Raw genomic sequence first — 15,227 nt, forward strand, 5'->3', positions numbered from 1 at the left:
GTAGGGGAGCGTTCCAAGCAGCGGTGAAGCCGTACTGGAAAGAGCGGTGGAGCGCTTGGAAGTGAGAATGCCGGTGTAAGTAGCGAAAAGACAAGTGAGAATCTTGTCCACCGAAAGCCTAAGGGTTCCTGGGGAAGGCTCGTCCTCCCAGGGTTAGTCGGGACCTAAGCTGAGGCCGAAAGGCGTAGGCGATGGACAACAGGTTGATATTCCTGTACCACCTCTGTTCCGCTTGAGCGATGGCGTGACGCAGGAGGATAGGGTGAGCGGCCTACTGGATGGCCGTCCAAGCAGTAAGCCTGGTGTGTAGGCAAATCCGCACACCGCCAAGGGCAAGCTGTGATGGCGAGGGAAATTACAGTACCGAAGTCCCTGATTTCACACTGCCAAGAAAAGCGTCTAGCGAGGAACAAGGTGCCCGTACCGCAAACCGACACAGGTAGGCGAGGAGAGAATCCTAAGGTGCGCGGGATAACTCTTGCTAAGGAACTCGGCAAAATGGCCCCGTAACTTCGGGAGAAGGGGCGCCCCGGTAGGGTTCATAGCCCGAGGGGGCCGCAGTGAAAAGGCCCAAGCGACTGTTTAGCAAAAACACAGGTCTCTGCGAAGCCGCAAGGCGAAGTATAGGGGCTGACGCCTGCCCGGTGCTGGAAGGTTAAGGGGATGAGTTAGCGCAAGCGAAGCTTTGAACCGAAGCCCCAGTAAACGGCGGCCGTAACTATAACGGTCCTAAGGTAGCGAAATTCCTTGTCGGGTAAGTTCCGACCCGCACGAAAGGCGTAACGACTTGGGCGCTGTCTCGGCAAGAGACCCGGTGAAATCATAATACCTGTGAAGATGCAGGTTACCCGCGACAAGACGGAAAGACCCCATGGAGCTTTACTGTAGCCTGGTATTGGAACTTTGTGCATCATGTACAGGATAGGTGGGAAGCTGAGAAGCAGGGGCGCCAGCCTCTGTGGAGCTGTCGGTGGGATACCACCCTTGATGTACGGAGTTTCTAACTCGTCGCCCTCATCGGGCGAGAGGACCATGCCAGGTGGGCAGTTTGACTGGGGCGGTCGCCTCCTAAAAGGTAACGGAGGCGCCCAAAGGTTCCCTCAGAATGGTCGGAAATCATTCGCAGAGTGTAAAGGCAGAAGGGAGCTTGACTGCGAGACCTACAAGTCGAGCAGGGACGAAAGTCGGGCTTAGTGATCCGGTGGTTCCGCATGGAAGGGCCATCGCTCAACGGATAAAAGCTACCCTGGGGATAACAGGCTTATCTCCCCCAAGAGTCCACATCGACGGGGAGGTTTGGCACCTCGATGTCGGCTCATCGCATCCTGGGGCTGAAGTAGGTCCCAAGGGTTGGGCTGTTCGCCCATTAAAGCGGTACGCGAGCTGGGTTCAGAACGTCGTGAGACAGTTCGGTCCCTATCTGTCGCGGGCGTAGGAAGTTTGAGGAGAGCTGTCCTTAGTACGAGAGGACCGGGATGGACGCACCGCTGGTGCACCAGTTGTCACGCCAGTGGCACAGCTGGGTAGCTATGTGCGGACGGGATAAGCGCTGAAAGCATCTAAGCGTGAAGCCCCCTCCAAGATGAGACTTCCCACAGCGTTAAGCTGGTAAGACCCCTCATAGACGATGAGGTTGATAGGTTCGGTGTGGAAGCGCGGCAACGCGTGGAGCTGACGAATACTAATCGGTCGAGGACTTATCCACACATACTTGGCAAACATGCAGATCCAGTTTTGAAGGAACAAAAATCCTTCAACGTTCCTCGGTAGCTCAGTTGGTAGAGCAATCGGCTGTTAACCGATCGGTCGGCGGTTCGAGTCCGTCCCGAGGAGCCATATATGCGGAGAGTTACCCAAGAGGCCGAAGGGGACGGTTTGCTAAACCGTTAGTATGCGCAAGCGTAGCGAGGGTTCGAATCCCTCACTCTCCGCCATATCTTTTCCAACAAATAGTTTCATGGCGGTGTAGCTCAGCTGGTTAGAGCGTTCGGTTCATACCCGAAAGGTCGGGGGTTCGATTCCCTCCGCCGCTACCATACTAAACTGCGGTCGTGGTGGAATTGGCAGACACACCATCTTGAGGGGGTGGCGGGGCGACCCGTGCGAGTTCGAGTCTCGCCGACCGCACCATATCTGAATACTTTGGCCCGTTGGTGAAGCGGTTTAACACAGCAGCCTTTCACGCTGTCATACAGGGGTTCGAATCCCCTACGGGTCACCTATAACACCCAACTCGTTGTTGGGATACCCGCAAAGTACTCGGTGTTGCTACAACGCAACTTCACTTTGCGGGGACTATGGAGGCTTAGCTCAGCTGGGAGAGCATCTGCCTTACAAGCAGAGGGTCGGCGGTTCGATCCCGTCAGCCTCCACCACTTATTATATGGATGGTCAGCGGAAACATTACTTTTTAAGAGAGTGCTGACATTGATCGTCCGAATCGTCGCGGGATGGAGCAGCTCGGTAGCTCGTCGGGCTCATAACCCGAAGGTCGCAGGTTCAAATCCTGCTCCCGCAACCAAATTTTCTACTCGCACTGCTCCATAGTGAAGTAGAAGCGAACATATGGAGCTGTGGTGAAGTTGGAGTTCACGCCGGTCTGTCACACCGGAGGTCGCGGGTTCGAGTCCCGTCAGCTCCGCCATTTTTCAGATAGAGAAATGGCTGGGAAAATTTTAAGGCTCGGTAGCTCAGTCGGTAGAGCAGAGGACTGAAAATCCTCGTGTCGGCGGTTCGATTCCGTCCCGAGCCACCATTTACAGATGATAACTTGCCGGTATAGCTCAATTGGTAGAGCACCTGACTTGTAATCAGGGGGTTGTGGGTTCAAGTCCTATTGCCGGCACCACCATTGGGGTATAGCCAAGCGGTAAGGCAACGGACTTTGACTCCGTCATTCCTAGGTTCGAATCCTAGTACCCCAGCCACTTGCGAGCCATTAGCTCAGTTGGTAGAGCATCTGACTTTTAATCAGAGGGTCGAAGGTTCGAGTCCTTCATGGCTCACCAGTTTTTACAACTGAAAAAATAAACAGCACGATAGAAATATCGAGGCCCTTTTCTGTTTTACATGCGGGTGTGGCGGAATGGCAGACGCACCAGATTTAGGTTCTGGCGGGAGACCGTGGGGGTTCAAGTCCCTTCACCCGCACCACATAAGCAGAAGGCATTGTAGCCAGAGCAAGCCTTTTACCATGTCACATGCGGACGTAGCTCAATTGGTAGAGCGTCGCCTTGCCAAGGCGAAGGTCGCGGGTTCGAGACCCGTCGTCCGCTCCATAGTTGTTCTGCCAGCTTTCAACCGTTTCAGGTTGACCCGCAAAAAAATGTGCCCTTAGCTCAGCCGGATAGAGCGTTTGACTACGAATCAAAAGGTCGGGAGTTCGAATCTCTCAGGGCACGCCATTACTTCATATGAAATCGAAGAGTAGGATCAATTCCTACTCTTTTTTGCATAATCAAGGCTCATTCTTGCAATTTCCAAGCAAGTTTTCCTTGTATCTCCTATTTCCATCTATTACTTTAAAGTTACACTGCTGTATTCCAGATAGACGGTACAAGGGAAATCGGGCAATATAGACGTTTTTGTTACAAGCTTGATGGAAGATTAAGATGGAACAGGAGATGTATGAAAATGAACCCAATTAAATTGGAACAAATGCACCCTGCAATTGCCAAGTTGATCGATAATATAGAGAAAGTTCTGATAGGGAAACGCTCCGTGATTGAGATGATGGTCGCGGCTGTTTTGGCAAACGGACATGTTTTGCTGGAGGATGTTCCGGGTGTGGGGAAGACGATGCTGGTACGTGCTTTGGCCAAGTCGATTGGGGGCGAATTCAAGCGCATCCAGTTCACTCCTGATTTGCTGCCGACAGACGTGACAGGGGTAGCGATCTTCAACCAGCAGACGATGCAGTTTGAGTTTCGGCAAGGACCGCTTTTTGCAAACGTTATTTTGGCGGATGAAATCAACCGGACTTCTCCGAAGACCCAGTCTGCCTTGCTGGAAGCAATGGAAGAACGGTCTGTTACCGTAGATGGCGCGACTTATCGGCTGGCCGATCCGTTTTTTGTGATGGCTACCCAAAACCCGTTGGAATACGAAGGGACATTTCCACTGCCAGAGGCGCAGTTGGACCGCTTCCTGATGCAATTGCGCCTGGGCTATCCGACCGTGGAAGAAGAGATGCGCATGCTCTCCAGATTTTCCGAGGTGAACCCGCTCGCTCAGCTTGAGCCGGTGATGACGGCAACTGACTTGGTGCAGCTGCAAAAAGAGGTAGCATCCGTCAAGGTTTCCGAGGGAGTAAAAGAGTATATTGTACGACTGTGCCACCGCACACGTGACCACCATCATATTTACCTTGGGGTCAGTCCAAGGGGTTCTCTCGCCCTCTACAAAGCCGTTCAGGCACTGGCTTTTGTGCGGGGAAGGGATTACGTCATCCCGGACGATGTCAAGGAACTGGTGCCAGTCGTATTCGCCCATCGGATGATCGTGAAGCCGGAAGCACGTCTGGAAGGAGCAACCGTTGATCGGGTATTGACTGTCATTTTGGCCGAAACCCGCGTTCCGGTGAGCTGAGGCGGTGACTGCGGATGAAACAACAAAGATGGGGTAAGCTCAAAGCGCTCCTGCTTGTGGCAATCACCTACGTGTTTGCCAAGTTTCAGGGCGGCTTTTCCAGTTGGTTTCTCTTTTACAGCAGTCTGGTGTTCCTCGTTTATGAGGTTTCGGCCTATTTTCTGATGTTCTCGACGCTGGAGGTAGAGCGGGTGATCGACCGCAATCGGCTGCAGGACGGCGAGGATGTCGTGGTAACTGTGCGCCTGCGTCGGAAAATTCGTTTTCCGCTGGGCTGGCACATGATCGTGGAGCCTTTGCCAGAGCGGCTGGCAGGGGTATATGAGCCGCATAGGCAACTGATTTTTCCCTGGTTTAAAAAAGAAATGGAGTTTCGTTATGTCATACCGAGTCTTCCGCGAGGTTTTTACCGGCTGGATCAGTGCGTAGTGAGCGGCGGAGATTTTTTTGGGTTCAGCGAGCGGCGCAAAGTCTTTTCGTTTCCCCAGGAAATTCTCGTTTACCCGCGGTATAAGGAAGTGACGCACTGGGCTTTGGGAGACGGCAGCTTTAGCGGCAACGTACACGTGTCGCACCGACGCTCCGATGATATTGCTGCCGTGAGAGGTGTGCGCGATTATCAGCGCGGTGATCGCCTGAGTCAGATTCATTGGCGCGCATCTGCAAGGGGAACAGGCTTGAAGACGAAGGAATTTGAGCATCAGGCGATGAACCAGGCCGTTTTTTTCCTCGATGTGGAAAAGGAGAGTTATCAAGGGCAGCCGACGCAGTTGTTTGAGACGGCGGTAAAGCTGACGGCGAGCCTGATTGCCTATGCCAATCGCAACCAGTATCAATACGGGCTGGTGTACAAGCAAAATGAACGCATTTCGATTGCTCCCGCACTGTCTCATCCCCATTTTCTTCACGTCTTCGATCAATTGGCTCGGGTTATGCCTACGGGCAGCGAGCCGTTTTCGCGGGTTGTGGGACGTGAGGCGCTGGAGCAGCAGCAGGGCGTGACGCTGATTGTCGTGACGCCTCGCGTGGAAAAAGAGCTTGTTCACCGTTTGATTGCTTTGACGCAAAAAGGCAGAAGAGTGCAGTTGTTCCATGTACATGCTGAAGCCGTCATTTCGCAAGAGCGCAGACGTGCCTTGCAATTGCTGAGCGGAAGCAAAGTCGTGTGTACGTCTGTCCATATCGACGAACATGAGCGGAAGCAGATGGGAGGTGCGTAGAGGCATGAGCGTGTGGAAGCGATCGACGATATGGCAATGGATCTCGGCCCTTTTGCTGTTTTTCATGTTAAGAGAGTGGCTGCTCCCGTTACAGGAGTTGACGGATACCGGTGTGTTGTGGCCGTTCCTGGTCATTGTGGCGGGTGTGCTCGTGATCGACGTAGCGATTCCGCACAGGTGGGCTACGTTGCCGCTCAAGGTGCTGGGTCTGCTCTGGCTACTGCATGCTACGCTATTCGATGCACCGCTGTTTGCCACGGATTGGCTGGCCGAGCTGTATCGGCACATTGTGCATGACCTTCCGCTGGCGTTCCGGCAGGATTGGGGGGCCATGTCCATTTTGTCGCGCAACGCTTTGTTTGACACCATGCTGCTTGTCTTGATTACCATGCTCACCTATCTCGTGCTGGAGCAAAGACAAGGGCTGTGGTTTGTATTTTTGACCGAGCTGTACCTGGCGGTGCTCGATACGTTCCTGCCTTACGACGCCAGCGCTGGAATTGTGCGGACGCTGATCTTTGGCTTTTTGCTGCTTTCTGTCAGCCATCTGATGAGAATGACCAGCATGGCAACGGTGACAGAAAAAAGAAGCCGCATTCTGTTCGGTTCTCTGCTGGCCTCTTTGCTGGTCATTATGATTAGTGTCGGCATCGGGTATGCAGCACCCAAAAAAGACGCAAGCTGGCCTGATCCGATTGCCTTTTTGCTGGGAAGCGGCATGGAAGGCTCGCCTGCTGTCATGAAAAAAGTCGGCTACGACAACAATGACGAGCGCTTGGGCGGCCCTTTCCAGCAGGACAATACACTCGTGTTTACGGCGACAACCAATGAACGCAGCTATTGGCGCGGGGACTCCAAAGACGTCTACACAGGTGTAGGCTGGGAAAAGGGAGAGCGCGAGTACGAGGCGATTCTGGACCCGCAAAATTACGAGTGGAAAAACGAGCTGTTCCGTGGCCTGGAAACGAAAAAGGTTGAAGCCACTTTGCAGTTCAATGGCCCGCAGCAGTTTGCTACTGTCTTTTACCCCGGCCAGCTGAACAAAATAAGCAATTACGCTCCGCCAAATGCTACGGTCGTCTACGACAAGCAGAACCAGCAGCTTGAGGTCCGCGCAGGAAAAATCAATTTAATCAGGGCGACGGGCGAAAATGGACGGAAAGAGTACGGACCGAATACGCTGCTGCTCAAGCTGAATCAGTACAAGCTGGACGCAGAGGTGCCGATTGTCAGCGAAAAAGCTGTCATCACGGCCGGAACCGATTATCCGGACGAGATCAGGGAGCGCTATTTGCAGCTTCCCGCGAATTTGCCGCCGCGTGTGAAGGAACTGGCGCAAAGCGTGACCAAAAATGCCAAGACTCCTTATGAAAAAGTAAGAGCGATTGAGAATTACTTGCGAACGGGTGGAAAATATAAGTATGAAACAAAAGATGTGCCTGTCGCAGCAGAAGGGCAAGATTTTGTCGATCACTTTTTGTTTGAAAGCATGCGGGGATACTGCGATCATTTTTCTACCTCGATGGCGGTCATGCTCCGCTCCCTCGACATCCCGACGCGTTGGGTAAAAGGCTTCGCTCCAGGCCAGAGAGTGGGCAGCGACGAGCAAAACCGCGACATCATGGAAGTTCGCAACAAAGACGCCCACTCGTGGGTAGAGGTGTATTTTCCGGGGTACGGCTGGATTCCGTTTGAAGCAACCAGCACCTTTGTCTCGCCTGTACGCTTCAACTACGATTTGCGAACATCGCAGCCGCAGCTTCCGATTCCGGTGCCGGATCTGGAGAATCAGACTTCGCCAGATCGGGGAGACGGACGGTTTGACAGGCTGGAAGAGGGGGACGCGATTCCCCAGAAACGCTTTTCGATCCCTTGGCAGGTAAATGTGGCGCTCTTTATAGTGGCCGCGGGCGCAGGCTTCCTGGCTTGGCGGCGCAGAAAAGAGATTCAAATATGGTGGCTCCGAAGACAGATTGATCTGGACAAAAGCAACAAGTATACGGATCGCTTCAACTTGCTGCTCCGCGTGATGGAGCGGGTGTACACAAGACGGCAGTCCGGCGAGACTCTGCGGGAGTACGCGAGCAGAATTACGATTCCGGCAGACAAGCGGCAAGACCTGCGCTACCTGACGGAAATGTACGAGCGGACCGTTTACGGCTACAAGGAACTGGAGCAGAAGGCACGGTCAGTGGCAGAGCAGCTGATCGAGAGATTGCTCCGTCAACTGAAGCCTTGAACAAAGCCGTCCCATCTGCTAGAATGACGATCAATGAGTCTCGTATAATTATCAGGAATATGGCCTGAGAGTTTCTACCGCTAAACCGTAAATTTGGCGACTACGAGGAGAGCACTTCGGATTTTTGTACATGCAACCGCACATGTGTACACAAGCTGGGACGCTGCCTCCGTATGAAAGATCGGAGTCACCGTCCCGGTTTTTTTGCAAAGATGCGACAATTTTCGCGGATATGCCTGTATGCAAGAACCGAGGGAAGCGGAAACTGCTTTATCATGCATCGAGCGAGGATGTCGGCAAAATGGGGCCGGCACTTGCAAGTCCTGTTGGTACAGGAGAAGGGGGATATGATGGACAAGTCATTGGAAATGGTCGTCGTACTTGATTTCGGAGGCCAGTACAATCAGTTGATCGCACGTCGCGTTCGCGATCTGGGTGTCTACAGCGAGCTCGTGCCGTTCAATACGCCTGTAGAAAAAATCAAGGAAATGCAGCCAAAAGGGATTATTTTCTCCGGTGGACCTGCGAGCGTGTACGAAGAGGGAGCGCCAAAGGTCGATCCGGCCATTTTTGAGCTCGGTCTGCCAATCCTGGGCATTTGCTACGGTATGCAGCTGATGAGCCACATGCTGGAAGGAAAAGTAGAGCGTGCGGGCAAACGCGAGTATGGAAAAGCCGAACTGCGCCTGCAAAATGCGCACAGCCTGTATGAAAAATGGGATGCGAACGAAATCGTCTGGATGAGCCACTCTGATAAAGTAGTGGAGCTGCCGACCGGATTCCAGGTGGATGCGGTAAGCGACAGCTGCCCGGTAGCGGCGATCAGCCATCCTGAGCGCAAGCTGTACGGCGTGCAGTTCCACCCGGAAGTACGCCATACCGTCAAAGGAAACGAGTTCATCGGCAACTTCCTGTTCAACGTGTGCGGCTGCAAGCCTACGTGGAGCATGACGACGTTCATCGAGGACGAACTGGTGCGCATTCGCGAAACAGTCGGCGACAAGAAAGTGCTGTGTGCGCTGAGCGGCGGCGTTGATTCCTCTGTCGTTGCGGCACTGATTCACAGAGCAATTGGCGACCAGCTGACTTGCATGTTCGTAGACCACGGTCTTCTGCGCAAAGGCGAAGCGGAAAGCGTCATGGAGACTTTCGCTGAGAAATTCTCGATGAAAGTAATCAAGATCGACGCGCGCGAGCGTTTCCTGAACAAGCTGAAAGGCGTCACTGACCCTGAGCAAAAACGCAAAATCATCGGGAACGAGTTCATCTACGTTTTCGATGAAGAAGCAGGCAAACTGACAGACATGGACTTCCTCGCCCAAGGTACGCTGTACACGGACATCGTGGAGAGCGGAACGGCTACCGCGCACACGATCAAGTCGCACCACAACGTAGGCGGCTTGCCGGAAGACATGAAGTTCAAGCTGATCGAGCCATTGAAAACGCTGTTCAAGGACGAGGTTCGCAAATTGGGTACCGAGCTTGGTCTGCCTGACGAAATCGTTTGGCGCCAACCGTTCCCAGGTCCTGGTCTGGGTATTCGCGTTTTGGGTGAGGTTACAGAAGAGAAACTGGAGATCGTTCGGGAATCCGATGCAATTTTGCGCGAAGAGATTGCCAAGGCAGGTCTTGATCGGGAGATTTGGCAATACTTCACAGCTCTGCCGAACATGACGACAGTAGGCGTAATGGGCGATGTGCGCACCTACTCCTACACAGTCGGGATTCGCGCCGTAACCTCCATCGACGGCATGACAGCCGACTGGGCACGCATTCCGTGGGATGTTCTCGAAAAAATCTCCACGCGCATCGTGAACGAAGTCGACAACGTAAACCGCGTTGTGTACGATATTACCTCCAAACCACCAGCAACAATTGAGTGGGAATAAGATAAATCCGGATGTTCGTCTAAAATAAAAAATGAACGTTCGTATTTTGCGTTGACATTCCATATGTCACCTGATACACTTCTCAATGTGACAGGTAAGATAGGAAGGTTCGTATATTCTTGAGAATATGGCTCAAGAGTTTCTACGAGGTCGCCATGAAACGACCTGGCTACGAACAAAATGTCGACGGGATACGAATTTGTTATCATTTTTGAAATTGTTCCCGGAGTGTTTTGTGAAGAGGCCAGGCGCATACTAGTAGCGTCCGGGCCTTTTTTTCATTACCTTATCCATAAGCATAGGGGGACTTTTCGGTGCGAAAGTATTTCGAGTTTGACAAACTGGGCACCAACTATCGCCGCGAAATCATCGCGGGCATCACTACCTTTTTGGCCATGGCGTATATTTTGGCAGTCAATCCATTCATGCTCAGCGGAGCGGATTTGCCAGCGGATTTGAAAGCAAACTACCCTGAGTTTGGCGCTGTGTTTACCGCAACAGCTCTGGCGGCGGCGATCGGTACGCTGCTCATGGGGATTCTCGGACGCTTGCCGATTGGACAGGCACCGGGGATGGGGCTGAATGCATTTTTCACCTACACCGTTGTATTGACCATGAACATTCCTTGGCAGCAAGCTTTGGCTGGGGTGTTTGTCTCTTGTACGATCTTTTTGATTCTGTCTTTGACCGGGGTTCGGGAAGCCATCATCAAGGCGATTCCGAAAGGGCTGAAATATGCCGTATCTGCGGGGATTGGGCTGTTCATCGCGTTCATCGGTCTGAAAAACGCAGGGATTGTAGTGGCAAACGACGCGACGTTTGTGGCGTTGGGCCATTTGGCTTTTTACAATGAAAACATGAAGCCGGAAGAAGTATTGGCGGCGAAAAATGCGCTGCTGGCGATTTTCGGTCTGATTGTCACCGTTGTTCTTTTGTCTCGCAAAGTCAATTCCGGTATTTTCATCGGGATGATTGTCACAGCAGTAGTCGGCATGATCTTCGGTCTGGTCAGCCTGCCGGAGCAAATCGTGTCTACACCGCCGAGCCTGGCGCCGACATTCGGTGCGGCGTTCCAATATCTCGGTGATCCGTCTGCCTTGTTCACTGTGAACATGCTGATTGTGGTACTGACGTTTTTGTTCGTGGACTTTTTCGATGCGACAGGCACACTGCTTGGTGTAGCCAGCCAAGCGGGACTCCTGCGAGAAGACGGCAACCTGCCGCGCCCGGGAAAAGCGCTCGCTTCCGATGCGATTGCCGGTATGGCTGGTGCGGTGCTCGGTACTTCTACGACGACCGCTTATGTGGAGTCGACAGCGGGGGTAGCAGCAGGCGGCCGATCCGGTTTTACCGCGGTTGTGACCGGGATCATGTTCCTGTTGGCCTTGTTCTTCTCGCCGTTGCTTTCGATCGTGACTCCGGCAGTTACCGCGCCTGCGCTCATCATTGTCGGCGTACTGATGGCTTCGCACATTGCACAGGTGGCCTGGAACGACCTGGACGAAGCGTTCCCGGCATTCCTGACCATCCTCTTGATGCCGCTGACTTACAGTATCGCAACAGGAATTGCCGCTGGCTTCATCGTCTATCCGGTGATGAAGGTTGTGAAAGGGAAAGCGCGTGAAGTGCATCCGGCGATGTACGTTCTGTTCTTTGTCTTCCTGGCCTACTTCATCTGGCTGCGCGAATAGGGTTTTTTGGAAAAAGGCTTCCCGTTTATTGGACGGGGAGCTTTTTGCTGTATTCGGACGTATTTGCCGAACAACAGGAAGGAATGCTATGGGAGGAACTTTCAGGCAAGGAACCTGTACATGGCACGTAAGATAGTAACAGGCTGGCAGTGGACTCGGGAACGACCGATTGCAAGGGATCTCGCTGGAACGCCAGCGTGACAAACAGCGAAAGCAGGCGAAGGCAGGGGATTGTCATGTGGCGCAAGGGTTGGGTGGTCAGCATGGTAGTGGGGATGGCTCTTGCAGGCATATTGTGGAGCAGCCCGTGGGCGGGACAAGCCGGGGCAGATGTAGCGGCGATTGCAAGTCCGGAGCAGACGCCAGCAGCGGTCACGTACAGCGCAGAGGTGTGGCTGGATATGAACGAGCGGGTCGTGACGGGCGTGCTTGCGGCCCGTTTTGTCCCGCAGGATGACAAAGCTTTTTTTCATCTGTATCCGAATGCTTTTGCCAAACAGGCGGACCTTGGCTCTGCAAACTGGGAGCATGTGCTCGGCAAGCAGCGAGAGCCGGGCGGCATCACCATCACAGCCGTCAAGGTGGATGGACGGGCGACGGGTGTTCACTACGAAGGACAGACGAACACACTGCTGCGCGTGCCGCTCCCTGAGAAAAAGCCGTCCGCCGGAACTGTCGTGGAGCTTGGCTTCCGGCTGCAGGTTCCTTACAACAACGGACGGCTTTCCTACCATGACCACGCGCTGTGGCTGGGGAACTGGCTGCCGATCCTCGCAGTCAAGGATAGCGGCGGCTGGTGGCTCGATCCGTACACGGCGATTGGCGATCCTTTTTACAGTGAAGTAGCCAACTATCATTTGCGCGTGCATTTGCCGGAAGGGTATCAGCTCGCTACGACGGGGCTGGAGAGTGCAGCCGTCGTCACGCAGACAAGGCCGCAGCAGCAAAGCATATATGAGCTGGATGCATGGAACGTTCGTGATTTTGCCATGGTCGTCATGGACGGCACGTACCAGTCGGTGTCCGGCAAGGTCGGGGAGACGATCGTTCGGACGTGGTCACAGCAGGGAGACGATCCGGTTGCGGTGAAAAGTTTGCACGAGACGGCCATGAAGGCGCTTGACTATTACGGGAAGCAGTTTGGCCCCTATCCGTACAAGGAGTACGATGTCGTCAAAACAGGCGGCTTTTTCGGGGGCATGGAGTACCCGAGTCTTGTCTTCATCGAGGAGGAATTTTTCAATACGCAGCACAACATGGGAGTCGCTGTCGTTGCGCATGAAACGGCCCATCAATGGTTCTACGGCATCGTCGGCAACGATGAGGTACGCGAGGCGTGGCTCGATGAGAGCTTGACTGACTACGCGACGATGGCGTTTTTGCAGGAAAAGGACCCGCAGCGGGCGCAGGCGTACATTCGGCTGAGACAGGGCCAGTCCCGCGCTGCCGAAGCGTATGCCAGACGAGGGATTTCCGCCGCGATGAATGTGGCGGCCTTCCCGGACTGGAAAAGCTACGACGAACTTGTGTACGGGCGCTCCGGCGTCATGTGGTGGACGCTGCGGGAAGCGTGGGGGGCCGAGCGAGTGAATCGGATTTTGCGGCAGTACGTGAGCGAGCACCAGTACAAGCTGGCGAGCGGCGGCCAGATCAAGGAGCTGGTCTCGTCGGCAGCCGGAGCAGATGCAACGCCGTTTTTCGACTATTGGCTGAACGTGCGGCTGGACTTGGCAGCGGCAGCAAAAGAGTGGCTGGAAAAAGGGAAACACGAATGATGATAATAACCACATTTTTAAATGTTCGGAATCGAGGTTGACAGGCAAACTTTTTCCCTGCTACACTGTGTATGTTGATAGCAAACGAGTACGAATAGCCCAGGCGATGAGTACGGCCGCGAACGCCGTTAGTCGGTTGGGTTTTCTTCTGAATGATACAAAACGTAGGGGGCGAATGGTTCATGCTACAGCCTTTGGTGGGCGTCATTATGGGCAGCACGTCAGACTGGGAAACGATGAAGGAAGCATGCGCAATTCTCGATGAACTCAAGGTGCCGTACGAAAAGAAGGTCGTTTCGGCGCACAGAACGCCTGACTTGATGTTTTCGTATGCCGAAAGCGCAAAAAGCCGCGGTCTGGAAGTCATCATTGCCGGAGCGGGGGGCGCAGCCCATTTGCCAGGCATGGTGGCGGCGAAAACGGAGCTGCCTGTGATTGGCGTGCCTGTGAAGTCGTCCAACCTGAACGGATTGGATTCGCTTTTGTCCATCGTGCAAATGCCAGGCGGGGTGCCTGTCGCTACTGTCGCCATCGGCAAGGCGGGCGCGATCAATGCGGGGCTGCTCGCTGCGCAAATTTTGGGGATCAAATACCCGGATGTGCAAGCGCGCTTTGTGGCAAGACGCGATGAGGTACGCAAAAAAGTGCTGGAGGCTGGCGAACTGGAATGACGACCAAACAGAGCAAGCAAATCAAACCAGGATCGACTCTCGGAATACTCGGCGGCGGACAGCTGGGCCGCATGATCGCTCTCGCTGGACGGGCGATGGGCTACCGCTTTGTAACGATGGACCCGACAGCAGATGCTCCGTGCGGCCAAACGGCGGACAAGCAAATTGTCGCCAGCTACGACGACGTGGAAGCAGCGATGCAGCTCGCCTCTGTGAGTGATGTCATCTCCTACGAATTTGAAAATGTAGACGCGCAGGTTGCGGAAGTGCTGGAAACCCACGCCTACGTGCCGCAGGGCAGCCGCCTGCTGCGGATTACGCAGAACCGGATCTCCGAAAAGACAGCGATTCGGGAAATCGGGATTCCGGTTGCAGCTTTTCGCGTAGTGAACAGCTTGCAGGACTTGCAGGCGGCTGTCGCTGAGCTGGGGCTGCCGGCTGTAATGAAAACGGCGACAGGGGGCTACGACGGCAAAGGGCAGTGGGTTTTGCGCAGCGAGGACGAGCTAGCGGAGGCGTACGAGACGCTGGCCAAGGCAGGAACAGAGCTGATCGTGGAACAGTTCGTGCCTTTCCAGATGGAGCTGTCCGTAATCGCCGCGCGCAATCCGGACGGGGAGCTGGCTGTGTTTCCGGCGGCGGAAAACATTCACCGCGAAAACATCCTGCACCTGAGCATCGTGCCAGCCCGCGTTCCGTCAGAAGTAAAGGCACGTGCAGAAGAAATCGCCCGCACGATTGTCGAAAAGCTCGACGTCGTGGGACTGATCGCGGTAGAAATGTTTTTGACCGCGGACGGACAACTGTACGTCAACGAGCTGGCGCCACGTCCGCACAACTCCGGCCATTACACGATGGACGCTTGCGTGACCTCGCAGTTTGAGCAGCACGTCCGGGCCGTTTGCAACTTGCCTTTGGGCTCGACAGAGTTGCTCTCTCCTGTCGTGATGGTTAATATTTTGGGAGAGCATCTGCAGCCTGTGCTGGAGCAAATCGACAAGCTGCCGCGCACGGCCAAGCTGCATTTGTACGGAAAGGCCGAGAGCAAGGCGAAGCGCAAGATGGGGCATATCAACGTGCTCGCCCCTACTGTGGAAGAAGCACTCAACCACATTGATGCACTGAAAATCTGGACGAATCCATCGGAGGTATAAA

The 15,227-nt window shown here is 54.1% G+C and carries 8 protein-coding genes, 15 tRNA genes, 1 rRNA gene and 2 riboswitches (1 of these 26 running past the window's edge); all 24 genes read left to right on the forward strand.

The features are described 5' to 3' along the window. Window positions 1-1,705 (forward strand): 23S ribosomal RNA (locus tag AAFJ72_RS02690); it begins 1,224 nt to the left of the window's first position. A 55-nt stretch (window positions 1,706-1,760) separates the two neighbouring features. After that, window positions 1,761-1,836, forward strand: a tRNA-Asn gene (locus AAFJ72_RS02695). A 7-nt stretch (window positions 1,837-1,843) separates the two neighbouring features. Continuing rightward, window positions 1,844-1,934 (forward strand) — tRNA-Ser (locus AAFJ72_RS02700). A gap of 25 nt (window positions 1,935-1,959) precedes the next feature. Further along, window positions 1,960-2,036 (forward strand) — tRNA-Met (locus tag AAFJ72_RS02705). A gap of 9 nt (window positions 2,037-2,045) precedes the next feature. Continuing rightward, window positions 2,046-2,130: transfer RNA gene (locus tag AAFJ72_RS02710), tRNA-Leu, on the forward strand. Between the two features lie 14 nt (window positions 2,131-2,144). Further along, window positions 2,145-2,218, forward strand: a tRNA-Glu gene (locus AAFJ72_RS02715). A gap of 81 nt (window positions 2,219-2,299) precedes the next feature. Further along, window positions 2,300-2,375 (forward strand) — tRNA-Val (locus AAFJ72_RS02720). A 69-nt stretch (window positions 2,376-2,444) separates the two neighbouring features. Then, window positions 2,445-2,521: transfer RNA gene (locus AAFJ72_RS02725), tRNA-Met, on the forward strand. Window positions 2,522-2,567: 46 nt separating this feature from the next. Then, window positions 2,568-2,644, forward strand: a tRNA-Asp gene (locus tag AAFJ72_RS02730). Between the two features lie 35 nt (window positions 2,645-2,679). Next, a tRNA-Phe gene (locus AAFJ72_RS02735) sits at window positions 2,680-2,755 on the forward strand. Between the two features lie 17 nt (window positions 2,756-2,772). Further along, window positions 2,773-2,848 (forward strand) — tRNA-Thr (locus tag AAFJ72_RS02740). A 4-nt stretch (window positions 2,849-2,852) separates the two neighbouring features. Further along, window positions 2,853-2,927: transfer RNA gene (locus AAFJ72_RS02745), tRNA-Gln, on the forward strand. Between the two features lie 5 nt (window positions 2,928-2,932). After that, window positions 2,933-3,008, forward strand: a tRNA-Lys gene (locus AAFJ72_RS02750). A 63-nt stretch (window positions 3,009-3,071) separates the two neighbouring features. Continuing rightward, window positions 3,072-3,153 (forward strand) — tRNA-Leu (locus AAFJ72_RS02755). Between the two features lie 49 nt (window positions 3,154-3,202). Continuing rightward, window positions 3,203-3,278 (forward strand) — tRNA-Gly (locus AAFJ72_RS02760). Window positions 3,279-3,327: 49 nt separating this feature from the next. Continuing rightward, window positions 3,328-3,404 (forward strand) — tRNA-Arg (locus tag AAFJ72_RS02765). A 229-nt stretch (window positions 3,405-3,633) separates the two neighbouring features. Beyond that, window positions 3,634-4,587: an AAA family ATPase gene (locus tag AAFJ72_RS02770; RefSeq protein WP_432775965.1), complete on the forward strand. Its 954-nt coding sequence runs from the start codon at window positions 3,634-3,636 to the stop codon at window positions 4,585-4,587. A gap of 14 nt (window positions 4,588-4,601) precedes the next feature. Continuing rightward, complete coding sequence (locus AAFJ72_RS02775) at window positions 4,602-5,807, forward strand: DUF58 domain-containing protein (RefSeq protein WP_432775966.1); 1,206 nt, start codon at window positions 4,602-4,604, stop codon at window positions 5,805-5,807. A gap of 4 nt (window positions 5,808-5,811) precedes the next feature. Continuing rightward, window positions 5,812-8,046: a transglutaminase TgpA family protein gene (locus tag AAFJ72_RS02780; RefSeq protein ID WP_432775967.1), complete on the forward strand. Its 2,235-nt coding sequence runs from the start codon at window positions 5,812-5,814 to the stop codon at window positions 8,044-8,046. Between the two features lie 20 nt (window positions 8,047-8,066). Continuing rightward, a riboswitch (purine riboswitch) is annotated at window positions 8,067-8,169 on the forward strand. A gap of 227 nt (window positions 8,170-8,396) precedes the next feature. Further along, window positions 8,397-9,935, forward strand: a complete 1,539-nt coding sequence (gene guaA / locus AAFJ72_RS02785; protein WP_432777136.1) for a glutamine-hydrolyzing GMP synthase — start codon at window positions 8,397-8,399, stop codon at window positions 9,933-9,935. A gap of 89 nt (window positions 9,936-10,024) precedes the next feature. Further along, window positions 10,025-10,127: riboswitch (purine riboswitch) on the forward strand. A 122-nt stretch (window positions 10,128-10,249) separates the two neighbouring features. Beyond that, window positions 10,250-11,626: an NCS2 family permease gene (locus tag AAFJ72_RS02790; protein WP_122904502.1), complete on the forward strand. Its 1,377-nt coding sequence runs from the start codon at window positions 10,250-10,252 to the stop codon at window positions 11,624-11,626. 236 nt (window positions 11,627-11,862) lie between these two features. Beyond that, window positions 11,863-13,401 (forward strand): M1 family metallopeptidase, encoded by a 1,539-nt coding sequence (locus AAFJ72_RS02795; RefSeq protein WP_432775968.1) that lies wholly within the window; start codon window positions 11,863-11,865, stop codon window positions 13,399-13,401. Window positions 13,402-13,583: 182 nt separating this feature from the next. After that, window positions 13,584-14,072 carry a 5-(carboxyamino)imidazole ribonucleotide mutase gene (gene purE, locus AAFJ72_RS02800; RefSeq protein WP_005834709.1) on the forward strand — a complete coding sequence of 163 codons (489 nt, stop codon included), beginning with the start codon at window positions 13,584-13,586 and terminating at the stop codon, window positions 14,070-14,072. Further along, on the forward strand, window positions 14,069-15,226 hold the full coding sequence (gene purK / locus AAFJ72_RS02805) for a 5-(carboxyamino)imidazole ribonucleotide synthase (protein WP_432775969.1): 1,158 nt from the start codon (window positions 14,069-14,071) through the stop codon (window positions 15,224-15,226). Before purE ends, purK begins: the two co-directional genes overlap by 4 nt. Window position 15,227: the final 1 nt, after the last annotated feature.

The organism is Brevibacillus gelatini, from assembly GCF_050920745.1.
Taxonomy (GTDB): domain Bacteria; phylum Bacillota; class Bacilli; order Brevibacillales; family Brevibacillaceae; genus Brevibacillus; species Brevibacillus gelatini.